Here is a 22,714-nt window from a genome sequence, read left to right as displayed (position 1 = left end):
TTCCGGGTTTCGCCACGTACTGGGTATAGCAGAGTCGAAAGGCCGTACCTATGAACCAGATCACCCCCACATCGCGCCGCCGCCTGCTGGGCTGGCTGGGCCTCTCGGCCGCCTTTCCGGTGCTCGCCGCCTGCGGATCGAGCGCCGAGGCCAAGGCTTATCCGGTATCGTTCAGCGATGCCGAATGGCGCAAGCGGCTGACCGCCGAGCAATATGCGATCCTGCGCAAAAAGGGCACCGAAGTGCCCGGAACCTCACCGCTGCTGAAGGAAAAGCGGCGCGGCACCTTCGCCTGCGCGGGCTGCGCCAATCCGCTCTATTCCAGCAGCACCAAGTATGAGAGCGGCACCGGCTGGCCCAGCTTCTGGCAGGTCCTGCCCAAGGCGACCAAGACTTCGGTCGATTTCGAGACCGGCTATCCCCGCACCGAAGTGCACTGCGCCCGCTGCGGGGGACATCTGGGCCATGTCTTCAATGACGGGCCCAAGCCCACCGGCAAGCGCTACTGCATGAACGGCGACGCGCTGGTCTTCGTCCCGGCCTGAACCGGCGGCAGCACTTCCCACAGCATCAGTCCGCTGGACTGTGGCATGGCCACAGGGGCCAGCCAGGCTGGCGCTTCGTTCATCATCAGCCCGGCCATAAATCCCTGCGGCGCAGCCTGGCGGTAGATTGCCGCCTCGGCCAGGCCCGGACAGATCGCGACATAACGCGCGCCGTGACGGCGTACGATCGCCTCGGCCGTGACTGGTTCGGCGAGGAACGCCGCGATCGTGTCGTGCAGCGCGGTGGCGGCGCGGTGATGCGCGGTAGCGACCACGCTGTGGCGGCTTTGCAGCAGCAGCATCGGCCCGTTGTCTATCGGGGCAAAGATCGTCGCCGGAGCGAGCTTGCCCAGCATCGGCGCGGCGGCGGAAATGTCGCAGACCTGCTGCGCCGACCCGCTGGCCGCAGCCCGCGCCGGGGTGACCAACCGAGCTGCGGCGAGCGGCAGGTCGGGAATCAGGATCAAGGCGGAAGCGGCGAGTACGGCGATCCGCCGCCCCGGACGCGGCAGGTTCTGCACCCTGCGCCGCCAGTCGCGCAGCATCCAGCCGAGCGGCACCGCGCCAAGCGCCGCGGCAAAGGCGGCCGAGCGGCTGACCAGCAGCGCCAGCAGCAGCGTGCCGATGGCGATCAGGGCATATTCTCCCCAGAACCGCGCCAGCCAGCCCGCGCTGCGCTGCCACAGCAGCAGCGCGGCCCACAGCCCGGCCAGCGGCGGGATCATCAGCTTGAGCATCACCGCAAAGTCCTGCCGCCAGACCGGCATGCCTTCGCGAATATTGGCGTACCAGTACTGCTGGACCAGCGGATCAAGCGCGACGAACGGCCCCGACGAACACTGCGGGGCCAGTGCCAGCACGGCGGCGAGCGCGGCAGCGGCGCAGGCGCCCATGCCCAGCACCAGCACCGGGCGCGGAACATTCCCGGCCAGCGACAGCAAGGTCATGCCAAAGGCCGCTACAGAGAGCCCGGCCAGGTAGGCGGGCGAAAGCGTGTCGCAATGATTGGCCAGATCGACCCAGCCCCGCGTCGCGGCAAAGGCGGCAATCCCGGTCAGCGCCAGCGCGCGAAGGAAATGCAGGCACAGCGCCTTGGCCTTTGGATCGCGGATCCAGCGCAGGGCAAGGACCGCACCGAACAGCGCCGCCACCGGCAGCAGCTCCAGGCTGATCGTCATGCCGAGACCAAGCGCGATCCCGGCGATCCGTCCGCCGGTCCGCTCGCTTCGCGCGGCAAGGCCGTTGAGCGCGGCGAGCAGGCAGACGATCTGCCAGCCGTGATGATCGATCCGCAGCGGCTGGATCTGCCCGGCGACCGCCGAGGACAGCACAAAGACCAGGCAGGCCCAGAACACCGTTTCCTCGCCGAGCAGGCGCCAGGCGAGGCGGCCGACCAGCAGCAACGCGGCAGCCAGCGTGATCAGCGGGACGATCACCAGCGTGGCGCGCTCGGCCAGGGCTGGTCCAAGCAGTGGGCTCAGCGCGGATTGCACCAGCCACAAGGGCACATCGACCAGCCTTGACCAGTGCATCAGCACGCCGCCATTGGCCGGGTCGATCCGGTACTGGTGAAGATCGAACCAGCCCTGTCCGGCGATCAGATCGCGCAGCTGGACCAGCCGCAAGGTATCATCCGCATCGGGCAATTGCAGCGCGGCGATGGCCGGCCATTTGACCGCTACGAAAATCACCGCAACCAGCAACCAGACAAGGCCGACCCGCAGCAGCAGATCGGCCGTGAAGGCAGGGCGGCGACGTTCGCTGAGCATCAGGTCGCCCCGGCCGGGCGGAAGACTACCCGTTCGCGCAGCAGCCAGGTGAGGGAAAAGCTGGCGCCGATCGCCACAAGCTTGGCAAGGCGCGGATCGAGCCCGAACGCGCTGCCCGCCCCGACGATTGCGGTGGTCAGTGCCAAACCAGCCAGCGCCGAGCCAACGAACAAGGCCTTCTGCCGGTGCCGCTCGGGTCCGCGCTCGGCCACCCCGCGCGCGAAGACCGCGCGGCTGGAGGCAAGCCAGTGAGCAATGATGCCGAGGCCATAGCCCAGCGCCGCAGCGGGGGCCGCAGCCAGGCCGAGCGTCAGAAGCGCAAGGAAAGTGCCCATGTCGATACCCAGCGCCAGCGCGCTGGCAGCAATGTAGCGCAGGAACACGATATCGAAGGCGCGGCGCAGCAGCATGTCAGGCCGCGTCGCGCTTCTTCTCGGGCACTATCCGTTCGGGCACGTCGCGGACAGAGGTCAGCGCAGCGGCCTGATCCTCGCTCGGCGCGCGGCGGGCAGCCAGATCGAGCTCGGCGCCCTCGGCTCCAGCCTCGTGATACTCGGCATCCTCGTTGACGGCCCACACGTCATAGACGCGGGCTTCGGCCAAGATGTTCTCGACCGTGAGCATCGCGGTCATCATCGCGTGATCCTGGTTGTTGTAGCGGTGCATCCCGTTGCGCCCGACCAGGTGCAGCGTCGGGTGACGCTCCTCCAGTTCGCTGCGCATCGCGGCAACGTGGCTGGCGTAGTCCTCGTCATAGACCGGATAGGCCTTTTCCTGCCGGACAACCGCCCCGCCGAATACCTGCTCCGCCGAAACCAGCCCAAGCTGGGCCAGTTCGCAGGTGGCGAGCGCGATCAGCTCGTCATCGGCCATCGACCACAGCCCGTCACCTTCGAAGCAGAAGTATTCAAGGCCGACGCAGGCCACGCCTTCCTCAGGAACCATTTCGGGCGACCACGAGCGGAAGTTCTGGATCCGCCCGACCTTGACCTTCGAATCGTGGATATAGATCCAGTTGTCGGGGAACAGGTCGTCGCTGCGGATCTTGAGCGCCACGGTCAGGAAGTCGCGATAGCGCAGCTGCCGGGCCTGAAGGCTGGTCGCGGGTAGCGGGTGCAGCCGCGCGGCGAGTTCGCGCATCGGCGCGGAGCTGATCGCGTGGCGGGCAGCGATAACCGTCTCACCCTGATCGTGGCGCGCGGTCATGCGCCAGCCGCCCTGGCCGTCGCTGGCCAGCTGCTTGAGCGCGTGGCCCATCAGCACCTCGCCCTTGCCGCTCTCGACGATCCGGTCGCGCGCGGCATCCCACATCATGCCGGGCCCAAGCCGCGGATAGCGGAAGCTTTCGAGCAGGGTCTTGGTCTGCATCCCGTCGTTGGGAACCTTGTTGAGACCGAGGCTGCGCTTCAGCCCATCGACCACCGCACCCCACAGCGACAGACCCTTTATCCGCTGCGCGGCCCAGTCGGCGCTCATCTCGTCGCAGGGCATGCCCCAGACCTTCTCGGTATAGGTCTTGAAGAAGATCGAATAGAGCTTCCAGCCGAAGGCGTTGACTGTCCAGTCTTCGAAGCTCTTGATCTGCTTGTTGTGGAAGACTTTGGCCTTGGCGAAGCTGACCATGCACAGCGTGCTGCGCACGATTCCCAGGTTCCACAGCGCCTCGAAGGCGCGCAGCGGGTAGGAATAGAATTTGCCCTCGTAGTAGATCCGGCTCATCCGCGGCCGCTCGATGAAATCGTCGGGCAGGATCTCGTTCCACAGCTCGACGACCTGCTTCGACTTCGAGAAGAAGCGGTGCCCGCCGATGTCGAAGCGGTAGCCATCAACCTCAACCGTGCGGCTGATCCCGCCGACGTAGGTGGCGTCTTTCTCGATCACGGCGACCGAAAGTCCGGCCTTGGTCAAAAGGTAACCGGCGGTCAGCCCGGCCGGCCCCGCCCCGATGATCGCCACATCGACCTGTTTCTCGCGGTTCGGCGCGGAATTCGCTGCGCCGGAGAAGCCGGAAATCGTCATTTTGCCCCCAGTCTGTGTGCTCCGCCACAAGTGAAGGAAAATGCCTAATCGATGGTTAATGCCGCCCGGCCTTAGGATCGCTCCGCGCCAGCGCGGGCGGCTTTGCGGACCCGATCTGCATGTCCGCGGTCAGCTGCGCGAGTTCATCAAGCCGGAAGCCTTCCTGAAAGACCACCCCGTGCCGGGCCGCGCGGCGCCAGCGAACCCGGCCGTGAAGGACCGGCAGGCCGCACGCTTCGATCCGCAGCCGCTGCCCGATCGGCAGCGCGGCAGGGAGTTCGATCTGCGCGCCGTGCTGCGAAATATCGAGCACCCGGCCGGTCAGCTCCCCATTGTCGAAGCGCAGCCGCACCGGCAGTTCTTCGGCGATCCGCAAACGGATGCTCCGCTTGGGAAAGGGGCCGGCCTCGGCCAGCAGACCCTGGACGTCGATCGGTCCGGCAGCAAAGCGGAATCCCGTATCGCGACCCCGGTTCCAGATCGGCTCGACCGCGAAGCGTTCGCCGCTGCCAAACTCGATTTCGTAGGCATCGCAGGTCGGCATGGCGTGGAACAGCCGCGCCTTGAGGCCCTTGTCTGAAACGTCGCGCAGCACGCAAAGGAACTCGCCCGCTTCGCAGACCAGCTTCGCGGCGCGCAGGATCAGCGTGTAGCGCTTGCCTGCGCGGCGGTCGGTCTGGCCGGCGTCCGCGATTGGCGGAACTAGCTCCATAACGCTCCCTTCGGCGCCCATGCGGCGCAGCGGGAGTGCTAGGGTTGTGGCTGGAAAAACGCGGTCAATCGGCGGCTAGGGACAAACCCCGAGTCTGCTGGTGCGGACGGTGGGACTCGAACCCACACGAGCAAGGCTCAGGGGATTTTAAGTCCCCGGCGTCTACCATTCCGCCACGTCCGCGCTTTGTCCGCCATAGGGGGGTGCGGCGGGGATATCCATCCCCGCCTTGCAACACTGGGCCGGTGTTGCGCCAGGGATTGGCTTTGCCAATCCCGTCAACGCATCAGTCAGCGTTAAGCCGCGCGCGCATTTCCTTGCCGGGCTTGAAATAGGGCACGCGCTTGCCGGGGACGCTGACGGCTTCACCGGTCCGGGGGTTGCGGCCCTTGCGCGCTTCGCGGGCGCGGGTGGAAAAAGCACCGAAGCCGCGCAGCTCTACCCGCCCGCCCGAAGCCAGTCGGCCGGCGATTTCGTCGAAGAAGGTGCTGACCACCTTTTCAACCTCTTCCATGCGGAGGCCCGGATTTTCACGGGCAATTGCGGCTACAAGCTCGGATCGGATCATAAAACACGCCTTTCCCAGGGCCACCATGGATGACCCTTCCCAAAGAATTGGTAAAAGCGCGGCGCAGCTTCCGACCCGGTGCAAGCAGCACTGCACAAGCCCGGTTGTGCCAGACCCCTACGCCTTCCGCAATCGACAATTGTAGTCGCGGATCAGGAAATTTCGGCGAGCAGTTCGTCCGGCACGATGCCCAGCCGCTCGATCCGCTGGCGGATCGTCGGCCATTCGTGGCGCAGGAAAGTCTCGCGCTCGCTCCGCCGCAGCTTGTCGGCAGCGCCGCGCGCGACGAACATGCCGACGCCGCGCTGCACCTCAACCAGGCCGTCGAGCTGGAACTGCTGATAGGCCTTGGCCACGGTCAGCGGGTTGGCGCCCTGATCGACCGCAAAGGCGCGGACCGAGGGGAGCATCGCCCCTTCGGGATAGGTCCCTTCGATGATCGCCGCGGCGATCTTGTCACGGAGCTTGAGATAGACGGGTTTGCTGTTGTCGGCCATAGGTGCATCAGTGCCATAATACAGCGCGGCAGGCAAGGGAAATAGCCCGGATTCTGCCCGCGTAATAAAGCAACAACGGGAGCAAATTTCGCTTCACACCCGCGAAATCGCGGTTAGTCTCGGGCGCCATGCAAAGGGCCGCAGGGATCGGCCTTGCCTGAGACTTTCGGGGAGCTTGAAATGAAAGATGTCGCATTGTGGCAAGAGGCCGACTGGATCACTGCGATCTCAGTCGTGGTTCTTGCGGTTTTCCTGGCCATCGGAGCCAAGGTTGCGGTCCAGAAGGAGCCGGAGTTTGCCGGGCATCCCAAGGGCCTCTACATGCTGTTTTTCGCCGAAATGTGGGAGCGCTTTTCCTACTACGGCATGCGCGCGCTGCTGATTTTCTATCTGACCAAGCACTGGCTGTTCAGCGATGGCAAGGCCAACCTGATCTACGGAGCCTATACCAGCCTGGTCTATATCACCCCGGTGCTGGGCGGCTATCTGGCCGATCGTTATCTGGGCCAGCGCAAAGCGGTGCTGTTCGGCGGGCTGCTGCTGGCGGCTGGTCACACGCTGATGGCGGTTGAAGGTGTCGGCGGGCAGAATGACCCGACAATCAATGTGTTCTGGGCCGCGCTCGCCTTCATCATCGTCGGCTCGGGCTTCCTCAAGGCCAATATCTCGGTGATGGTCGGCCAGCTCTACAAGCTGACCGATGTGCGCCGCGACGGGGCCTATACGATCTTCTACATGGGCATCAATCTGGGCGCGGCGATCGGCACGATCCTGGTCGGCTACCTCGGTGAGACCATCGGCTGGGGCTATGGCTTTGGTCTGGCCGGTATCGGCATGCTCGCGGGCCTGGTCGTCTTCGTGCTGGGCAAGAAGGCGCTTAACGGTGCCGGGGAAGCCCCGCGTCCGCTCAGCAAGGGGCTCGAATACGGGCTCTACGCGATCGGTTTCGGGGCCGTGGCAGTGATCTGGGCTCTGGTCCAGTACCAGTCGGTGATCCAGAGCCTGCTGGTCGTCTCGGGCATCGGCCTGCTTGGCTATGTGTTGTACGAAACCTTCAAGCTCGACAAGGAGCCGCGCGAGCGGATGTTCGCGATCCTGTTCCTGATCAGCCTCAACCCGCTGTTCTGGGGCCTTTTCGAACAGGCCGGCGGTTCGATGAGCCTGTTCACCGATCGCTATGTCGATCGCGGCGGGGTGCCGGCTTCGATCTTCCAGTCGATAAACCCGATCTACATCATCATCCTGGCCCCGCTGTTCGCCGGGCTGTGGCAATGGCTGGGCCGGGAGGGCAAGGAACCTTCGGCCCCCGCCAAGTTCGGTCTCGCCCTTGCCCAGATGGGCCTCGCCAACCTGGTGCTGGTCTGGGGCGCGCAGGCGTTCGGGATTGCGGCGATGACCCCGGTGATCTTCGTGTTCCTCTATTACCTGCTGGCCACCACCGGCGAGTTGTGCCTCAGCCCGGTCGGGCTCAGCGCGATGAATCGGCTGGCGCCGAGCTACCTTGCCTCGCTGATCATGGGTGCCTGGTTCTACATGACCGCAGTCGGCAACTTCGTGGCCGGCAAGATTGGCGAAGCGACCGGCGGCCATGGCGGCGAAATGAGCAAGGAAAAGCTGCTTGAGATCTACGAAATGTTCGGCTGGATTTCGATCGGCGCGGCCGTTGTCGTTCTGCTGCTGTCGCGGGTGGTCAAGGGCTGGATGCACCTCGATACGCTGGAAGACCGCGTCGAAGCCAAGGCAGAGTAAGCGATATGCGGGGGTATAAACTGACGCTGCTGGCTGCATCGGCTGGATCATTGATGCTGGCCGCAGCCGCGCCGGGACTTGCAGCCGACAAGGACGACAAGAAGAAGGAAGAAAGCGCCGCGGTGAAGGCCGCGCGGGATTTCAACAAGGATCCCTATCCTTCGACCTATCGGCCCTATCCCTCGCACCCGACCCTGATCACCAATGCCACGGTGTTCGACGGCGCGGGCAAGCGGATCGATCGCGGCGTGGTGCTGATCCGCGATGGCAAGATCGCCGCCGTAGCCGGCAGTCTGGCCGATCTCGACGTGCCGGCCGATGCGGTGCGGATCGACGGGACGGGCAAGTTCGTCACCCCCGGGATCATCGATGCCCACAGCCACCTGGGCGACTATCCGAGCCCCGGGGTCGATGCCCATTCCGACGGCAACGAGATGACCAACCCGACCACCCCCAACGTCTGGGCCGAGCATTCGGTCTGGCCGCAGGACCCGGGCTTTTCGCGGGCCATGGCAAATGGCGGGGTCACCTCGCTGCTGGTCCTGCCCGGATCGGGCAATCTGATGGGCGGGCGCGGCGTGGTGCTGAAGAACGTGCCTTCGCGGACCATGCAGGGGATGAAGTACCCCGGTGCGCCCTACAGCCTGAAGATGGCCTGCGGCGAAAACCCCAAGCGGGTCTACGGCGCCAAGGGCCGCGCGCCTTCGACCCGGATGGGCAACCTTGCGGTCAACCGCGAAACCTGGATCAAGGCCAGCGAATACCGCGCCAAGCGCAAGGCCGGAAAGCTGGAGAGCCGAGACCTGGCGATGGAAACGCTGGCGGGGGTGCTCGACGGCGAAATCCTGGTCCAGAACCACTGCTACCGCGCCGACGAGATGGCCATCGTGCTCGATATGGGCAAGGAATTCGGCTACAAGGTCAGCACCTTCCACCACGCGGTTGAGGCTTACAAGATCGGTGATCTGCTCGCCGCGGCCGGCACCTGCAGCGCGATCTGGGCCGACTGGTGGGGCTTCAAGATGGAAGCCTATGACGGCATCCCCGAGAACGCCGGGCTGCTCTACAAGGCCGGGGCCTGCGTGGTGATCCATTCGGATGACGAGAACGGAATCCAGCGCTTGCCGCAGGAAGCAGCCAAGGCCCAGGGCGACGCCCGCCGGATCGGGATCGATGCGCCCGATGCCGAGGTGATCCGCTGGCTGACGCTCAACCCGGCCAAGGCGATCGGGATCGACAAGCTGACCGGCAGCCTTGAAGCCGGCAAGGCCGGCGACGTGGTGCTGTGGAACGGCAATCCGCTGTCGGTCTATTCGCGGCCCGAGAAGGTCTGGGTCGACGGCGCGCTGCTGTTCGACAGTGCCGACCGCAAGCGCCGCGCGGTCAGCGATTTCGAGCTGGGCCAGCCCGGTGAAGGAGACGTGAAATGAGCGCCCGGCGCGTGAATGCGGCCCTGGCCGCGCTGCTCGCCTGCACCGCCGCTCCGGCACTGGCCCAGACGGTGGCGATCACCGGCGGCAAGGTGGTGATCGGCGATGGCAGCGATCCGATCGAGGGCGGCACCGTGTTGGTGCAGGACGGCAAGGTGGTCGCCGCGGGCCGCAACGTTGCAGTTCCGGCGGGGGTCCGCACCATCGATGCCAGCGGCAAATGGGTGACCCCGGGACTGGTCGTCGCGGTGACCGATATCGGACTTTACGATGTCGGCGCGGTCGATGACAGCAACGATTCCGATGCCCGCAAGAGCCCGTTCAGCGCCGGGCTCGATCTGTCCTATGCGATCAATCCCGATGCCCAGCATATCAAGGTCAGCCGGTCCGGCGGGGTAACCCGCGCGGCGATCGCGCCGCTGGGTACCAATGCGATCTTCGGCGGCCAGGGCGCGGTGATCGATCTGGGGGCCGATCCCGATCCGGTGATGATTCCGCGCGCCTTCCAGTACGTCGAGCTGGGCGAAACCGGCGCGGCCCGCGCCGGGGGCAGCCGGGTGGCGGCCTGGGCCGAGCTGCACGACGGCCTGATCGAAGCGCGCGAGCTGAGCCTTTCACCCGGCGGCGTACGCCGCGACGATGTCCGCTTGACCCGCCGCGACGCGCAGGCGCTGATCCCGGTGGTGACTGGCAACCAACCGCTCTACGTCCATGTCGAGCGCGCCGCCGATATCCGCATGGTGCTGGGCCTCAAGAAGGAGTTCCCGCTGATCCGGCTGGTGATCGTCGGCGCGACCGAAGGCTGGATGGTGGCGGGCGAACTGGCCCGGTCGGGTGTGCCGGTGCTGGCCACTCCGCTGAATGATCTGCCGGCCAGCTTCGAGCAGCTCGGCGCAACCCAGTCAAACGTCGGGCGGATGAAAGCGGGCGGCGTCAAGGTCGCGCTCGGCGCGTTCTTCGACCAGCCGCGCTATGCCCCGCAATATGCCGGCAACATGGTTGCGCTGAGCCGGGTTCCGGGGGCGAGCGGGATGACCTGGAATCAGGCCTTTGCCGCGATCAGCTCGGGCCCGGCCGAGGCCATGGGGCTGGGCGACCGGATCGGTTCGCTGCGCCCGGGCCGCGCTGGCGACGTGGTGATCTGGGATGGCGATCCGCTTGAACTGCAGACCGGGGTGAGCCGTGTGTTCATCGACGGGGTCGAGCAACCGCTGAGCGATCACCAGACCCGGCTGCGCGATCGCTATGCCAAGTCCCCCAGCGAAGGCAGCCTGCCCAAGGCCTACGACTGGTAAGACGCCAAAGAAAATTCCGATTGCCATCCAGTTGCGTTGTGCTACCTATGTTGACGCCGTAAACATAGGGGAAGCCGCATGGATAACGCTCTCGCCGGTTTGATCGCCGCCTGCACTGCTTTCGTCGGCAGTCATTTCGCCCTGTCGCACCCCCTGCGCGCGCCGCTGGCGCGGCTGACTGGGGAGAAGGCCTTCCCGGCGCTCTATTCGCTGGTCGCTTTCGCCACCTTCGGCTGGCTGGTCATGGCCTTCCGCGCCGTGCCGCCCGCCGCGCCGCTGTGGGATGGCCTGGCCAAGGGGCCGTGGATCATCGCGACGCTGCTGATGCTGCTTGCCTCGGTGCTGCTGGTCGGCTCGTTCAAGGGCAACCCGGCGATGCCGGCGCCCGGCGCCGCGGCGCTGGCCGCCAAAGGCCCGCACGGGGTGTTCCATTCAACCCGCCATCCGATGATGTGGTCCTTCGCGCTATGGAGCGCCGCCCATGTGCTGGTCAGCCCGACCCCGCGGGTGATCGTCCTGAGCCTGGCCATGGCCATCCTGGCGCTGGTCGGCGCGCACATGCAGGACCGCAAGAAGGCCGTGCTAATGGGACCCGCGTGGCAGGGTTGGCAAGCGCAGACCTGCTATTGGCCGAGGCTTGGCGCGCTGGGCAAGGCCGGCACTGTGCCATGGCTTGGCGGGATTGCACTTTGGCTGGTCGCCACCTGGGCCCACGGCTGGCTGATCGCGATGCCGGCGGGGGTGTGGCGGTGGTTGGGTTAACTAGTCTGATTGGCTTGAAGCCATGTGAGGCCAGCCTGCTGGGCTTCCTCTGAGAATCCCAGCTGGTGGCCATGGCCGTTGAACAGGAGCAGCTTCGCGCCCTTTGACGCGCGAGCCAAAGCTTCGCCTTGAGCGGCGGGGACCGATGCGTCATCGCGGTCGTGCATGATCAGCACCGGGCAACCGATCCGGGCAATCTTTGCTGCCGTGTCGAGATGGTCCTTGACCAGCGAAGTAGGAACCAGCCCGCCGAAACGATGCGTCACCACATCTGGCAGGCTGGTGTAGGGCGCGATGAGGATAAGCCTGGCCGGGGCCTGTTCGAGCGCCAGTTGCGCCGCAACCCCGGTGCCCAGCGAGTATCCGATCAGAATCTGTCGTTCAGGCTGAATTCCCTCGGCCGCTAGCCAGCCGCGTGCCGCTCGTCCGTCTTGGTAGAGCCCCGCTTCGTCAGGCGCGCCGGGATTGCCGCCATATCCCCGGTACTCGACGAGCAACAGTCCGTGGCCGGCTGCGGCATAAAGCTCGGTTGAAACCAGTGAGCCCGAAAGGCTGTCGCCGTTGCCGTGGAAGAATACGATGGTCGGCTGGCCCGGCTGGGCCGCGCGGTAGAGCCCGCGCAGCGTCAGCCCGTCTTCAGTCCGATAGGACACGGTCTCAAAGCCGGCTTCCTCGGGCCAAGGGAGGCTGGGTGCGGGGAAAATCAGGCTGCGCTGATAGTAGAAAAGGCTGCCCAAACCTGCCGCATAAGCGCCCGATATCAGCAGGGCGATCGCTAGCAGGGCACGCCGCATCAAGCCCGTGCCTCCTCAACCCCCGCCGAGTTATGCCGCAGCGCCTTCAGCACCGCATCGACGATGTGCGGCGCGTTCAGCCCGGCGGCGTCGTACTGCTTATCCGGCGCGTCGTGATCCTGGAACGTGTCGGGCAGGCGCAGGGTGCGGATCTTGAGGCCGGCGTCGGTCAGGCCTTCGTCGCTGGCCATGGTCAGCACATGCGCGCCGAGCCCGCCGATGCTGCCCTCCTCGACCGTCACGACCACTTCGTGGCTGGTCATCAAGTGCCGGATCAGATCGGTATCGAGCGGCTTGGCAAAGCGCAGGTCGGCAACCGTGGTCGATAGCCCCTTGGCCTCGAGCTGATCGGCGGCCTTCAAAGCTTCAGCGAGGCGCGTACCTAGCGAAAGGATCGCGACCTTGCTGCCCTGGCGGACGATCCGGCCCTTGCCGATTTCAAGCTGCTGCGGAACTTCGGGCAGCTCTACCCCCACCCCATTGCCGCGCGGATAGCGGAAGGCGATCGGGCCGCTGTCGTGGAGAGCGGCGGTATAGGTCATGTGGACCAGCTCGGCCTCGTCGGCTGCGGCCATCACCACAAAGTTGGGCAGGCTGGCGAGGTAAGTGATGTCGAACGAGCCGGCATGAGTCGCCCCGTCGGCTCCGACCAGCCCGGCACGGTCAATCGCGAAGCGGACCGGCAGGTTCTGGATCGCCACATCGTGGACCACCTGGTCATAGGCGCGCTGCAGGAAGGTGGAATAGATCGCGCAGAATGGCCGCATTCCCTGCGCGGCGAGGCCGGCGGCGAAGGTTACCCCGTGCTGCTCGGCAATCCCGACGTCAAAGGCGCGGTCCGGGTGGGCCTTGGCGAACTTGTCGACCCCGGTCCCGCTCGGCATCGCGGCGGTGATCGCGCAGATCCGGGGATCGTTGTCGGCCAGCTTGGCCAGCGTTTCGCCGAACACGTTCTGATAGGCCGGGGCCTTGGCCGGAGCCTTGACCTGTTCGCCGGTGATCACGTCGAACTTCTGCACCCCGTGATACTTGTCGGCGCTGGCTTCGGCCGGAGCATAACCCTTGCCCTTCTGGGTGACGACATGGATCAGGCACGGCCCTTCGGCGGCATCGCGGACGTTCTCAAGCACCGGGATCAGCTGATCGAGGTTGTGGCCGTCGATCGGGCCGACGTAATAGAAGCCCAGTTCCTCGAACAGGGTCCCGCCCATCGCCATCCCGCGGGCGAATTCGTCGGTTTTCTTGGCGGCGCGGTGGAGCGGTTCGGGCAGCTTGCGCGACAACCGCCGGGCGATATCGCGCAGACCCAGGAACGGCCGCGAGGATACCAGCCGGGCGAGATAGGCCGACAGTCCGCCAACCGGCGGGGCGATCGACATGTCGTTGTCGTTGAGGATCACCACCAGCCGGTTGCCCGCCTCGGCAGCGTTGTTCATTGCCTCATAGGCCATGCCGGCGCTCATCGCCCCGTCGCCGATCACGGCAATGCCCTTGCCGGGCTGGCCGATCATCTTGTTGGCCACTGCAAAGCCCAATGCGGCCGAAATCGAAGTGGAGGAGTGCGCCGCGCCGAACGGATCGTACTCGCTCTCGCTGCGCTTGGTGAAACCCGATAGCCCGCCGCCCTGGCGCAGGGTGCGGATCCGGCTGCGCCGTCCGGTCAGGATCTTGTGCGGGTAGGCCTGGTGGCCGACATCCCAGACCAGCTTGTCGTCGGGCGTGTTGAAGACATAGTGGATCGCGACGGTCAGTTCGACCACGCCCAGCCCCGAGCCGAGGTGCCCGCCGGTTGTGCCGACGGCGCTGATCATCTCGCTGCGCAGCTCGTCCGCCAGCTGGCGCAACTGGCCGGGCGCGAGCCGGCGCAGGTCGGAAGGAACATCGACAGTGTCGAGAAGCGGCGTTGCCGGGTCTGAACTCATGGGACCGGCCCTTACACCTTGGTTTCATTCGTGTCGATTGACAGTATGGTGCAGTTTCGATGGACCCCTGAAGGAGGCCGACCAATGTCCCTGCCCGCCAATTCGCCCCCGCTGACATTCGTGATGACGGCGAACCGTAGCCGGTCCATGCCGTTTTACCGCGACGTGCTGGGCCTGCGCCTGCTGGGCGAGGATAGCCACGCGGCGACCTTCGACCTCGGCAACCGCACCCCGATGCGGCTGACCGACCTGCCCGACCACAAGGCCACCGGCCATACCGTGCTCGGCTGGCATGTCGCCGATATCCGCGCCGCGATGGCCGGGCTCAAGGCCAAGGGGGTGACGTTCCAGGTGTTCGAAGGGTTCGGCCAGGACCCGGACGGAGTCTGGAGCTCGCCCGATGGCGGGGCGAAGATCGCCTGGTTCGCCGATCCCGACGGCAACGGCCTCAGCCTGACGCAATTTGGCTAAGTGCGCTGATCGCATCCGCGATCAGCTTGCGAAACCGATCAGCTACAATCCGCGCAGACCCCGCGCAGTTCGACCACCGGGCGGATATCATCAAAGCCGGCCTTGTGCGCGGCCTCTACCAGTGCGCCGGTCAGCCCGTCATCGTCGAGGTGCGTAGCCTTGCCGCAGGAATCGCAGATCAGGAAGATGCAGTCATGGCGGCAGCCCGGGTGGGGGTTGGCGACATAGGCGTTGGCGCTTTCGATCCGGCGAGCCAGGTTGCTGGCCACGAATAGGTCGAGGATCCGGTAGACCGAATTGGCCGCGACCCGCTTGCCGCGTGACTTGGATACGTCCTCGGCAATGTCATAGGCAGAGGCCGGGCGAGCGCGGGCGGCGAGCGCCTCGAACACTTCCTCGCGCATGCCGGTCCATTGTTCGCCGGCATCGACCAGCGCCTTGGCGGCTTCCTCAACCAGGGTCTGCCCGGTCGGCTCATGATGATGGTGATGTGCGCTTGCCATAGGCGCGATATAGGCGTCCGCAGCGCGAACGGCAAATCCTAGCGCGCGGCGGGATCCAGCAGGGTCTGATCAAGTTGGGCGGGGGCCGCTGTGGCCGAGGGGATTACCTGGCCCGCGATCGGCCGGTCGCTTTTGCTGCCCATCACCGCCGCGAACATCGCCGCACCCAGCACGAAGCCGACGGCGAAGGAGCGGTAAAGATCGGCTTTGAACAGGCCCATGGAGGAATCACTCGGTTAGGTATTTCTGCTGGCGCCCTCGTGCAGATTCGGTCGTTACCGTCCAGTGAATGCCGCGTTCACTTCGCCGACAGAGCGATGAAGTGAAATCGGGCTGCGGCAAACCGAGTGCCTAGTGCCGGAAGTGGCGCATCCCGGTAAAGACCATCGCCAGGCCGGCGTCGTCTGCGGCCTTGATCACGTCGTCATCGCGAATCGATCCGCCCGGCTGGATTATGGCCGTGGCTCCGGCCTCGGCAGCGGCCAGCAGTCCATCGGCAAAGGGGAAGAAGGCATCCGAGGCAACCGCGCTGCCGACGGTGCGGCTCTGCGCCCAGCCGAACTTCTCTGCCGCTTCGGCCGCCTTCATCGCGGCGATCCGAGACGAATCGCGGCGGTTCATCTGGCCCGCGCCAATCCCGGCGGTGATCCCGTCGCGCGCATAGACGATCGCGTTGCTCTTGACGTGGCGCGCGACGGTCCAGGCGAACAGGCAATCTTTAAGCTCTTGCTCGCTGGGCGCGCGCCGGGTCACGACCTTGAGGTCGTCGGCGGTAATCGTGCCGTTGTCGCGGCTCTGCACCAACAGCCCGCCGGTGATCGGCTTGACCGCAAGCCCACCGCGGCGCGGATCGGGCAAGCTGCCGGTCAGCAGCAGCCGCAGGTTCTTTTTCTTCGCAAAGGCCGCAATCGCCGCCTCATCGGCATCAGGGGCGACCACCACTTCGGTGAAGATCTCGCAGATCGCCTCGGCGGTCGGCCCGTCGAGCGGGACGTTGACCGCGACGATCCCGCCAAAGGCCGAAACGTCGTCGCATTGCAGCGCTCCGTTCCAGGCCTCGAGCAGGCTCGCGCCTTGCGCCACCCCGCACGGGTTGGCGTGCTTGACGATCACCACCGCCGGATCCTGGCCGCGGAATTCGGCGCACAGCTCCAGCGCGGCGTCGGCGTCGGCGTAGTTGTTGTAGGACAGCTCCTTGCCCTGCAGCTGCCGGGCCTGCGCGATCCCGGTGCCATGCGGACCCTTGGGAATGTACAGCGCGGCGCGCTGGTGCGGGTTTTCGCCGTAGCGCAGCTCTTCCTTGCGCGTAGCGGTGATCGCCAGCATTTCGGGGAACAGTTGCTGCTGGTCGGCAAAGGCGAACCACTGGCTGATCATGCTGTCATAGGCGGCGGTCGCGGCAAAGGCGCGGGCAGCCATCAGCTTGCGGAATTCATAGCGGGTCGCGCCGCCGGTTTCCTCCAGCTCGGCCAGCAGCCCGGCATAGTAGGCGGGATCGGTGACGATCGTTACATAGGCGTGGTTCTTGGCCGCCGAGCGGACCATGCTGGGCCCGCCGATGTCGATATTCTCGATCACCTCGTCACGACCGGCCCCCTTGGCGACAGTTGCCTCAAACGGATAGAGGTTGACCACCACAAGGTCGATCGCGCCGATTTCATGGCTTGCCATCGCAGCGGCATGCTCGGGATTATCGCGCACCGCCAGCAGTCCGCCGTGGACCTTGGGGTGCAGCGTCTTGACCCGCCCGTCCATCATCTCGGGAAAGCCGGTCAGTTCGGAAATGTCCATCACCGCGAGGCCCGCATCGCGCAGCGCCTTGGCGGTGCCCCCGGTCGAGACCAGTTCCACCCCGCGCGCTGAGAGGGCCTGGCCCAGTTCCACCAGCCCGGCCTTGTCGGACACCGAAAGCAGCGCCCGGCGGATCGTTACGTTCGTCACTGGAATTCTACCCCATCTTCTTCAGCAGCCAGGCGAAGTTCCCTCCGCCGCGTGAAACCAATCCGGATACGACGATCTGCTGGATCGGTTGCGGGCGGCCCTGGCCATCGGCCCAGATGCTTTCTTCGATCGACACCTGGCCGCCCCCGGCGCGAAACTGCCAATAGGACCCGTCCGGCAGCGCCAGCCCTGCGCCCTGGCCATCTTCGCTCAGCCCGACCTCGACCCCCGGGCCGACGTGGAAGCGGATCGCAAAGCCGACCTTGCCGTTCTTGCCCCTGCGCCCAGCCGGAACCAGCAGGTCTTCGCCGCGCAGTTCGGTGCCATCGTCGCGCAGGATCAGGATCCGGCGGTGCGTGAGGCCATAGCGGGTGCCATAGCCGTTGTGGCTGGCTTCAAGCCGGGTCGCCCCAGCCAGCTTGTCACCCACCAGAGTACGGCGGTCGATCTCGACTTCGGAAACCCCGCTGCCGATCCGGCCATTGATCAGCACCGCAGTGGAATTGGCATCGTCAAGCACCAGGGTCGAATGGGCTGCAGTGGCGCGCAGGCCTTGCTCCAGCCGAACCGGCATCAGCCCGCCGGCGCAGCCCGCCCCGCCGCAATTGACCACCAGCCGCTGCCCGGCATGGCTGAATTCGAAGGCCAAGGTCGAAGCGCAGCCCAGGCGGGCGTGCTTGGCCAGCGGTGGAGGCGCGGCATCAAACTGGAGGATGCCCTTCTGCGCAACCACCCGCTGATAGCCCCACTGCCGTACATCACGAAGCGGGCGGGTGCGCACACCGGAAGCGGCGATCAGCGCCGAAACCTCGGCCCCGTCAACCGCCCAGCCCCCTTGCCACGATCCCAGCGAGCCATCGCCGTGAGTCAGCGCCAGCAGCGGCGGGACCAGCAAGCCGATTATCGTTTCCAGTGCCTGCGGCGGATCGCGGCGAACCGCCTGGTAGCAGGCGCGCAGCTTCACCAGCAGCGCGATCGCTTCCATCTGCGCCAGCGGGCTGCGCGACAACGCGCCGCCATCGTCGCCGACCAATTCGCCCAGCGCCCGGATCAGCCCCGCTTCGCCGAACAGCCGGCGCGGCTTGCCTTCGGGCAGGAGCAGGCCAGCGGCGACAATCCCGCACCAGGCCGCAACTTCGGACAACAGATCTTCCGCCCGGCCAACATTCTTGTCGAGCCAGCGGGCGGTATCGCCCAGCGCGGCGAGGATCCTGGCGCGCTGCGCCTTGTCGCTGCCAGAAAGGATCAACGGGGCATGGACCAGCCAGTTGAGCTCACGTGTGCCTGCATTTCCCAGGTTCCAGGCCGGACCCTTGCCGGGGCGCGACGGTGGCTTGGGATTGGCGCTCAGCCAGGCGCCGAGAATCCGCTCGGCCACCGGAACCACGACTTCGCGCGGCGCGCTCGCTTCAAGGTCGGCCAGCCACGAGAAGGTGTGGACCACCTTTTCCAGCGGCGGGGCGAGCCGCGCAGCCCCGGCGAATTCGATCTGGGCGATCGGACTTTTGGCGCCGTGGACCAGAAAATGCCCGGCCCGCAGCGCGGTTCCGGCAACCTTGCTGCCTTCGAGCGGATTGGTGACCGTGGCCAGCAGGCGCGGCTTGGCGCTCTTGCCGAAGGGCGCGGTCAGCGCCGATCCCGGAATGCCGAGCCGGTAGGCCAGCCGCAGCAGCCGTTCCCCCGCGCCGATTGCAGGCGGGGCAAAATCGGCCAGGGCCAGCGCCCGACCGGGCTCGACGACTTCGCCACCAGAGGGCAGGGCGGGCGCGGTCTCGCTCACCAGTCCAGCCTCATCAGAGCCGCCCAAGGTGAGTGCCGGTCCATCGGCCGAAGCGGCATCCAGCGGCACGCTGCGGGTAGTGAGGGCGGCATCGCTCATGGCTCATCCGGCCCCCTTCAGCGCGGCGATATTGGCGGCGTAGTGATCGGGCCCGCCCCTGAAGGTGGCCGATCCCGCAACCAGCACGTCGGCACCGGCATCGACGCATTGCCGTGCGGTGACGGCATCGACTCCGCCATCGACCTCAAGGTGAATTTCGCGACCAGTCTTGTCGATCGCCTTGCGGATCGCCTCGATCTTGCGCAGCTGGCTGGAAATGAAGCTCTGCCCGCCGAACCCGGGATTGACGCTCATCACCAGCACCAGGTCGATTTCCTCGTAGAGGTAATCGAGCATCTTGGCCGGGGTCGCCGGATTGAGCGATACCCCCGCCTTCTTGCCCAGCGCCTTGATCGCCTGGACCGTGCGATGGGCATGCGGACCGGCTTCGGGGTGGAAAGTGATGATGTCGGCCCCGGCATCGGCGAAGGCCTGCAAATAGGGATCGACCGGCGTGATCATCAGGTGCACGTCGAACGGCTTCGCGGTGTGCCCGCGTAGCGCCTTGACCACCATCGGGCCGATCGTGATGTTGGGGACGAAGTGGCCGTCCATCACGTCGACATGGATCCAGTCGGCCCCGGCCGCGTCGATCGCGCGCACTTCCTCACCCAGCCGGGCGAAGTCGGCAGAGAGGATCGAGGGCGAGATAAGCGGTGCCAACATGAGCTGTTGCAAAAGGCTCCTTTCCCGGCGCTTACCCACCGCATCTGGGGGGCGACAAGCCGCAGATACGGCTTTTCCACACAGTATCTTGGGTACTCGGCGCGAACCGGCCCCGCTCTGGCGCAATTGACCTTGGTCAAGGGGCCGGGCATGGCTGAAATCGATGAACGCCCGTGCAGTAGCCCCGCCCCGCCTGCTTGCAGCGGAGCACTATCCCAGGATTGCCTGGCTGCTCGCGCTGATGGCCATTTCCGCTGCGACCGAGGGACTGGGGCTGGTTCTGCTGGTTCCGCTGCTGGGCTCGCTGGGGCAGGGCGATCCCGGCGGAATCGGCGCGGCCCTGACCGCGCTGGGCATGCCAACCAGATTGGGCCCGCTGCTGATCCTGTTCGTCGCCCTGGTCACGCTGCGCGCGGTCATCGTCCAGCTGCGGGCGCTGGCCGGGCACCGCTTTGAGACCGAAGTGGTCGACGGCCTGCGCCGCCGGGCCTGGCAGGCCCTGCTTCACTGCGAATGGCGGGTGCTGCTGGGGATGAAGCGCTCCAATACTGCCAGCCTGCTTATATCGCGGGTCGACCGGGCCGGGATCTTCGTCAATCAGGCGATTCTGGCGCTGTCGACCCTGATCACGCTGGGCGGCATTGCGCTGGCAGCCCTGGTCATTTCGCCGCTGCTGACCGCCGGAGCGATCGTATCGGGCCTGCTGGTGCTCACGGCCTTCCACGGCATGCGGCGGCGCGCGGCGGCGCTGGGCGACGCGCTGGGCCGCGCCCACAGCGGGATCCACAGCCGCCTCGACGAAGGGCTGGGCGCGCTGCGGGTGATCAAGGGTCTGGGCCGCGAGGATAAAGCGCTGGACGAGCTGGTCAGCGAATTTGCCGGCCTGCGTGAGACGACGATAGCCTATCTGCGCGATACTGGACGCGGCCAGATCGCGCTGCAGGCCGGAGGCGCCGCCTTGCTCGCGCTGCTGGTCTGGCTGGCGCTGGAACGCTGGCACAGCGATGTCGCGGTGGTCCTGCCGATGGTTGCGCTGTTTGCCCGTGCCTTGCCGCTGATCGGCGGCCTGCAGCAGGCCGGCCTCAATGCCTCGCACGCCCGCCCCGCGGTTCGCGACGCGCTGGACCTGATCGCCATGGCCGAAGCCGCGCGCGAGCAACCCGCCGGCGATGTTGCCCCACCACTGCTCAACCAGGCAATCCAGCTGGTCGATGCCACGGTCCGTTTTTCAGGCGAGGCCGGCGCCGCGCTTGACCAGGTGACCGCCACGATACCGGCGCGGGGGATCACCGCGATCACCGGTCATTCGGGTGCCGGCAAGAGCACATTGGCGGACCTGATCGGCGGCTTGCTTGAGCCTGATGATGGCGCGGTCATGGTTGATGGAACCGTGCTGCGCGGAGCCGCACGGCAGGCCTGGCGCAGCCGGGTGGCCTATGTCCAGCAGGACCCGGTGCTGCTTTCGGCCTCGCTGCGCGACAATCTGCGCTGGGCCGCGCCGGAGGCCGACGATGCGCGGCTGGTCGAAGCGCTGGCCGCTGCCTCGGCCGGGTTTGCGCTCGACTTGCCGCAGGGCCTCGATACCCCGCTCGGCGATGGCGGGCGGCAGCTTTCGGGCGGCGAACGGCAAAGGCTGATGCTGGCCCGGGCGCTGCTGCGCGAACCGGCGCTGCTGATCCTCGACGAGGCGACCAGCGCGCTCGATGCCGCCAACGAGGCGCAGATAGCCGCCGCGTTGGGCCCTTTGCGCGAACGCCTGGCCGTGGTGGTGATTGGCCACCGTGGCAAACTTGTCGAACTGGCCGACCGGGAAATCCGCCTCGATGCCGGGCGGCTGGCTCAGGCCGAGTGAATCGATACTTGCATCAACGTGTTACTTTGTCGCATTAGGCGCGGGAATTCAGGGGGCAAGGAAGCCTGCAATGAAGTTCGGATTGGCTAGGACCTGGCTGGCGCTGGCGGCGGTTGGCCTGACATTGTCGGCATCGCAGACGGCGGGAGCGCAAGGCGGCGCGCCGGCCGGGTGCACCGGTGCGCCCAGTGCGACATGGGTCAACCTGACGATCGAAGGCCTGCGCAACAGCAACGGCGTGGTCACTATCGCGCCTTATCCCGATAATCCGGCCGTCTTCCTGAAGCCACGCGGCTCGCTCGCCAATGGCCGGGTCAAGGCCCGCGCGGGGATGGTGCAGGCGTGCATTTTTCTGCCGGAGCCGGGGGCTTATGGCCTGGCCCTGTACCATGACGAGAATGCGAACGGCAAAGTCGACAAGAACGGTCTTGGCATTCCGAAGGAAGGTTTCGGCTTTTCCAACAACCCGCGGATCTTCTTCAGCGCACCAAGCTTCAAGAAAGTCCGCGTCGTGGTGTCGGGACCCGGCGCTTCGCTGCGAATCCGGATGAAGTACCCCTAACCGTAGATTTCGGGCAGTTCGGCCGGGGCCTGGGCCTCAGCCAGTTCGTGGGCACGGGGATCATCGACATCGAGCCACCAGGCCGCGCCGATATCCATCGTCGCGGCGCGGCCTGCGTCGGCCAGCCTTTGCATTCCTTCGGACAGGCTGCCGGCCTTGCCTTCGGCAATCGCCGCGCGGATCGCCTCGGCGAGTTCGGGCGTGGCGAGGAAGGCCCCGCAATCGACAGCATCATATTCGGGGATGGTCTTGCCGATCGCGCGGATGAAGCCGCGCTGGTCCAGCTTGACCCAGGTTGCATCGTCCGGATCGATCAGCGGGTGATCGCAGCGGAAATCGACCGCCAGGGTTACGCCGCGGTCCGCCCCGCCCTGCTGTGCCAGCCGGGTCAGGATCGAGCCCGAGAATATATGGTCGCTCATCATCAGCAGGTAATTGCCGGGAATCACGCTGGCCCCGGCCAGCACCGACCAGCCGTTGGGCTTGGACCAGTCTTCCACTCGCTGCGCCACCACCGGGATACCCGCCCGATCCGCCAGCGCGGGCAGCCCGGCTTCGAGCCGGTCAGCCTCGTGCCCGGCAACCACCACAACCCGCTCAATCCCAGCCGCCTTGGCCTGACGTACCCCCAGCTCAAGCAACGGAATCCCGGCGATCGGGGTCATCGGCTTGGAATCGGAGATATCCCGCAAACGGCTGCCAAATCCGGCGGCGATAATCAGGGCGTCCATGAGTAACTCTCCAAACAGAAACGGCGCCAGTTGCCCGGCGCCGCTTC

The 22,714-nt window shown here is 66.2% G+C and carries 22 protein-coding genes and 1 tRNA gene; 8 read left to right on the top strand and 15 right to left on the bottom strand.

Translation table 11 applies throughout. From position 1 onward, the window contains the following. The first annotated feature begins 50 nt into the window (after positions 1-50). A complete protein-coding gene (gene msrB, locus B2V17_RS01925; RefSeq protein ID WP_292994583.1) occupies positions 51-545 on the top strand; it encodes a peptide-methionine (R)-S-oxide reductase MsrB in 495 nt (164 codons plus the stop codon). Here the strand turns inward: msrB and B2V17_RS01920 are convergent. The 7 genes from B2V17_RS01920 to B2V17_RS01890 form a co-directional block, all read right to left on the bottom strand. Further along, positions 503-2,314, bottom strand: coding sequence for a hypothetical protein (locus B2V17_RS01920; RefSeq protein ID WP_292994582.1), 1,812 nt, complete (start codon positions 2,312-2,314; stop codon positions 503-505). The two genes, msrB and B2V17_RS01920, sit on opposite strands and share 43 nt — an antisense overlap. After that, positions 2,314-2,724, bottom strand: coding sequence for a GtrA family protein (locus tag B2V17_RS01915; protein WP_292994581.1), 411 nt, complete (start codon positions 2,722-2,724; stop codon positions 2,314-2,316). Before B2V17_RS01915 ends, B2V17_RS01920 begins: the two co-directional genes overlap by 1 nt. 1 nt (position 2,725) lies before the next feature. Beyond that, positions 2,726-4,333, bottom strand: coding sequence for an NAD(P)/FAD-dependent oxidoreductase (locus B2V17_RS01910; protein WP_292994580.1), 1,608 nt, complete (start codon positions 4,331-4,333; stop codon positions 2,726-2,728). A gap of 55 nt (positions 4,334-4,388) precedes the next feature. Continuing rightward, positions 4,389-5,066 carry a PilZ domain-containing protein gene (locus tag B2V17_RS01905; protein ID WP_292994579.1) on the bottom strand — a complete coding sequence of 226 codons (678 nt, stop codon included), beginning with the start codon at positions 5,064-5,066 and terminating at the stop codon, positions 4,389-4,391. A 77-nt stretch (positions 5,067-5,143) separates the two neighbouring features. Next, positions 5,144-5,228 (bottom strand) — tRNA-Leu (locus B2V17_RS01900). Positions 5,229-5,331: 103 nt separating this feature from the next. Continuing rightward, the gene (locus tag B2V17_RS01895) at positions 5,332-5,613 is read right to left on the bottom strand and encodes an integration host factor subunit beta (RefSeq protein WP_292994578.1); all 282 of its coding nucleotides are present in this window, start codon (positions 5,611-5,613) and stop codon (positions 5,332-5,334) included. Positions 5,614-5,765: 152 nt separating this feature from the next. Continuing rightward, positions 5,766-6,110, bottom strand: coding sequence for a GntR family transcriptional regulator (locus B2V17_RS01890; RefSeq protein WP_292994577.1), 345 nt, complete (start codon positions 6,108-6,110; stop codon positions 5,766-5,768). A 180-nt stretch (positions 6,111-6,290) separates the two neighbouring features. On the opposite strand from B2V17_RS01890, the gene B2V17_RS01885 reads away from it, so the two are divergent. From B2V17_RS01885 to B2V17_RS01870, 4 genes are all read left to right on the top strand, one after another. Next, complete coding sequence (locus tag B2V17_RS01885; protein WP_292994576.1) at positions 6,291-7,859, top strand: peptide MFS transporter; 1,569 nt, start codon at positions 6,291-6,293, stop codon at positions 7,857-7,859. A gap of 5 nt (positions 7,860-7,864) precedes the next feature. After that, a complete protein-coding gene (locus B2V17_RS01880) occupies positions 7,865-9,289 on the top strand; it encodes an amidohydrolase (RefSeq protein WP_292994575.1) in 1,425 nt (474 codons plus the stop codon). Continuing rightward, positions 9,286-10,584: an amidohydrolase family protein gene (locus B2V17_RS01875; protein WP_292994574.1), complete on the top strand. Its 1,299-nt coding sequence runs from the start codon at positions 9,286-9,288 to the stop codon at positions 10,582-10,584. Before B2V17_RS01880 ends, B2V17_RS01875 begins: the two co-directional genes overlap by 4 nt. A 78-nt stretch (positions 10,585-10,662) precedes the next feature. Next, complete coding sequence (locus B2V17_RS01870; protein ID WP_292994572.1) at positions 10,663-11,346, top strand: NnrU family protein; 684 nt, start codon at positions 10,663-10,665, stop codon at positions 11,344-11,346. Here B2V17_RS01870 and B2V17_RS01865 read toward each other — a convergent pair. Together B2V17_RS01865 and dxs are read right to left on the bottom strand one after the other, a co-directional pair. Continuing rightward, entirely contained in the window at positions 11,343-12,140 is a 798-nt protein-coding gene (locus tag B2V17_RS01865; protein ID WP_292994570.1) for an alpha/beta hydrolase, read from the bottom strand. The two genes, B2V17_RS01870 and B2V17_RS01865, sit on opposite strands and share 4 nt — an antisense overlap. Next, the gene (dxs, locus tag B2V17_RS01860; protein ID WP_292994569.1) at positions 12,140-14,062 is read right to left on the bottom strand and encodes a 1-deoxy-D-xylulose-5-phosphate synthase; all 1,923 of its coding nucleotides are present in this window, start codon (positions 14,060-14,062) and stop codon (positions 12,140-12,142) included. The genes B2V17_RS01865 and dxs overlap by 1 nt, the downstream gene beginning before the upstream one ends. An 84-nt stretch (positions 14,063-14,146) precedes the next feature. Here dxs and B2V17_RS01855 point away from each other — a divergent pair, with 84 nt between their 5' ends. Next, positions 14,147-14,533: a VOC family protein gene (locus B2V17_RS01855; RefSeq protein WP_292994567.1), complete on the top strand. Its 387-nt coding sequence runs from the start codon at positions 14,147-14,149 to the stop codon at positions 14,531-14,533. Positions 14,534-14,571: 38 nt separating this feature from the next. Here the strand turns inward: B2V17_RS01855 and B2V17_RS01850 are convergent, their stop codons facing one another. The 5 genes from B2V17_RS01850 to rpe all read right to left on the bottom strand — a co-directional run bounded on the left by B2V17_RS01850 (position 14,572) and on the right by rpe (position 19,522). Next, entirely contained in the window at positions 14,572-15,036 is a 465-nt protein-coding gene (locus tag B2V17_RS01850; protein WP_292994565.1) for a Fur family transcriptional regulator, read from the bottom strand. A 38-nt stretch (positions 15,037-15,074) separates the two neighbouring features. Beyond that, positions 15,075-15,257, bottom strand: a complete 183-nt coding sequence (locus B2V17_RS01845; RefSeq protein ID WP_292994563.1) for a hypothetical protein — start codon at positions 15,255-15,257, stop codon at positions 15,075-15,077. Positions 15,258-15,387: 130 nt separating this feature from the next. Then, positions 15,388-16,977, bottom strand: a complete 1,590-nt coding sequence (gene purH / locus B2V17_RS01840) for a bifunctional phosphoribosylaminoimidazolecarboxamide formyltransferase/IMP cyclohydrolase (RefSeq protein ID WP_292994561.1) — start codon at positions 16,975-16,977, stop codon at positions 15,388-15,390. Between the two features lie 7 nt (positions 16,978-16,984). Continuing rightward, on the bottom strand, positions 16,985-18,856 hold the full coding sequence (locus tag B2V17_RS01835) for a heparinase II/III family protein (RefSeq protein ID WP_292994559.1): 1,872 nt from the start codon (positions 18,854-18,856) through the stop codon (positions 16,985-16,987). A gap of 3 nt (positions 18,857-18,859) precedes the next feature. Next, positions 18,860-19,522 (bottom strand): ribulose-phosphate 3-epimerase, encoded by a 663-nt coding sequence (gene rpe / locus B2V17_RS01830; protein WP_292994557.1) that lies wholly within the window; start codon positions 19,520-19,522, stop codon positions 18,860-18,862. A gap of 163 nt (positions 19,523-19,685) precedes the next feature. On the opposite strand from rpe, the gene B2V17_RS01825 reads away from it, so the two are divergent. Beyond that, on the top strand, positions 19,686-21,374 hold the full coding sequence (locus tag B2V17_RS01825) for an ATP-binding cassette domain-containing protein (RefSeq protein ID WP_292994555.1): 1,689 nt from the start codon (positions 19,686-19,688) through the stop codon (positions 21,372-21,374). A gap of 70 nt (positions 21,375-21,444) precedes the next feature. Then, positions 21,445-21,936, top strand: a complete 492-nt coding sequence (locus B2V17_RS01820) for a DUF2141 domain-containing protein (RefSeq protein WP_292994553.1) — start codon at positions 21,445-21,447, stop codon at positions 21,934-21,936. Here B2V17_RS01820 and B2V17_RS01815 read toward each other — a convergent pair. Further along, positions 21,933-22,667, bottom strand: coding sequence for an NTP transferase domain-containing protein (locus tag B2V17_RS01815; RefSeq protein WP_292994551.1), 735 nt, complete (start codon positions 22,665-22,667; stop codon positions 21,933-21,935). The genes B2V17_RS01820 and B2V17_RS01815 overlap by 4 nt on opposite strands. Positions 22,668-22,714 lie beyond the last annotated feature (47 nt).

The organism is Novosphingobium sp. UBA6272, from assembly GCF_002440635.1.
GTDB lineage: Bacteria > Pseudomonadota > Alphaproteobacteria > Sphingomonadales > Sphingomonadaceae > Novosphingobium.
The sequence above is the reverse complement of the archived record's forward strand: the minus strand, read 5'-3'. Positions and strand labels throughout refer to the sequence as shown.

What these genes read in the sequence shown, in the direction of transcription:
- msrB (WP_292994583.1), top strand. Translation starts at nt 51, where the DNA reads ATGAACCAGATCACCCCCACATCGCGCCGCCGCCTGCTGGGCTGGCTG.
- B2V17_RS01920 (WP_292994582.1), bottom strand. Translation starts at nt 2,314, where the DNA reads ATGCTCAGCGAACGTCGCCGCCCTGCCTTCACGGCCGATCTGCTGCTG.
- B2V17_RS01915 (WP_292994581.1), bottom strand. Translation starts at nt 2,724, where the DNA reads ATGCTGCTGCGCCGCGCCTTCGATATCGTGTTCCTGCGCTACATTGCT.
- B2V17_RS01910 (WP_292994580.1), bottom strand. Translation starts at nt 4,333, where the DNA reads ATGACGATTTCCGGCTTCTCCGGCGCAGCGAATTCCGCGCCGAACCGC.
- B2V17_RS01905 (WP_292994579.1), bottom strand. Translation starts at nt 5,066, where the DNA reads ATGGGCGCCGAAGGGAGCGTTATGGAGCTAGTTCCGCCAATCGCGGAC.
- B2V17_RS01895 (WP_292994578.1), bottom strand. Translation starts at nt 5,613, where the DNA reads ATGATCCGATCCGAGCTTGTAGCCGCAATTGCCCGTGAAAATCCGGGC.
- B2V17_RS01890 (WP_292994577.1), bottom strand. Translation starts at nt 6,110, where the DNA reads ATGGCCGACAACAGCAAACCCGTCTATCTCAAGCTCCGTGACAAGATC.
- B2V17_RS01885 (WP_292994576.1), top strand. Translation starts at nt 6,291, where the DNA reads ATGAAAGATGTCGCATTGTGGCAAGAGGCCGACTGGATCACTGCGATC.
- B2V17_RS01880 (WP_292994575.1), top strand. Translation starts at nt 7,865, where the DNA reads ATGCGGGGGTATAAACTGACGCTGCTGGCTGCATCGGCTGGATCATTG.
- B2V17_RS01875 (WP_292994574.1), top strand. Translation starts at nt 9,286, where the DNA reads ATGAGCGCCCGGCGCGTGAATGCGGCCCTGGCCGCGCTGCTCGCCTGC.
- B2V17_RS01870 (WP_292994572.1), top strand. Translation starts at nt 10,663, where the DNA reads ATGGATAACGCTCTCGCCGGTTTGATCGCCGCCTGCACTGCTTTCGTC.
- B2V17_RS01865 (WP_292994570.1), bottom strand. Translation starts at nt 12,140, where the DNA reads ATGCGGCGTGCCCTGCTAGCGATCGCCCTGCTGATATCGGGCGCTTAT.
- dxs (WP_292994569.1), bottom strand. Translation starts at nt 14,062, where the DNA reads ATGAGTTCAGACCCGGCAACGCCGCTTCTCGACACTGTCGATGTTCCT.
- B2V17_RS01855 (WP_292994567.1), top strand. Translation starts at nt 14,147, where the DNA reads ATGTCCCTGCCCGCCAATTCGCCCCCGCTGACATTCGTGATGACGGCG.
- B2V17_RS01850 (WP_292994565.1), bottom strand. Translation starts at nt 15,036, where the DNA reads ATGGCAAGCGCACATCACCATCATCATGAGCCGACCGGGCAGACCCTG.
- B2V17_RS01845 (WP_292994563.1), bottom strand. Translation starts at nt 15,257, where the DNA reads ATGGGCCTGTTCAAAGCCGATCTTTACCGCTCCTTCGCCGTCGGCTTC.
- B2V17_RS01835 (WP_292994559.1), bottom strand. Translation starts at nt 18,856, where the DNA reads ATGAGCGATGCCGCCCTCACTACCCGCAGCGTGCCGCTGGATGCCGCT.
- rpe (WP_292994557.1), bottom strand. Translation starts at nt 19,522, where the DNA reads ATGTTGGCACCGCTTATCTCGCCCTCGATCCTCTCTGCCGACTTCGCC.
- B2V17_RS01825 (WP_292994555.1), top strand. Translation starts at nt 19,686, where the DNA reads ATGAACGCCCGTGCAGTAGCCCCGCCCCGCCTGCTTGCAGCGGAGCAC.
- B2V17_RS01820 (WP_292994553.1), top strand. Translation starts at nt 21,445, where the DNA reads ATGAAGTTCGGATTGGCTAGGACCTGGCTGGCGCTGGCGGCGGTTGGC.
- B2V17_RS01815 (WP_292994551.1), bottom strand. Translation starts at nt 22,667, where the DNA reads ATGGACGCCCTGATTATCGCCGCCGGATTTGGCAGCCGTTTGCGGGAT.